The sequence below is a fragment of the Streptomyces sp. URMC 124 genome (assembly GCF_051386455.1).
Lineage (GTDB): Bacteria > Actinomycetota > Actinomycetes > Streptomycetales > Streptomycetaceae > Streptomyces.
The window spans coordinates 1-253 of record NZ_JBPQTS010000553.1; the positions used below are offsets into that span (position 1 = coordinate 1).

Genomic DNA, 253 nt, shown 5'->3' on the forward strand with positions numbered 1-253 from the left:
CTTCATGATCGGCGGGGCCTGGAACTTGATTTCCTGGCCGTCCAGGTACACGCGGATACGGCTTTGCTCCTTCGCCTGCACGGCCTGGGCTGCACCGCCGAACAGCAGAAGGAAGGCAATGGCGAGAAGGCTGATTTTTTTGTACAAGTTATTGTCATCTCCCTCATCTAATGATAGAATAGAGTAGTAATCGTGGTAATCGTACATGATAAAACCAGCTCCGGCAATACTTTTCTATGGGACTAATATATGG

The 253-nt window shown here is 49.0% G+C and carries 1 protein-coding gene; it reads right to left on the bottom strand.

The window, feature by feature from the left end:
• Window positions 1-207 (bottom strand): hypothetical protein (locus ACSNOG_RS33665; protein WP_436756465.1); only part of this gene is annotated, 207 nt, incomplete at its 3' end.
• Window positions 208-253: the final 46 nt, after the last annotated feature.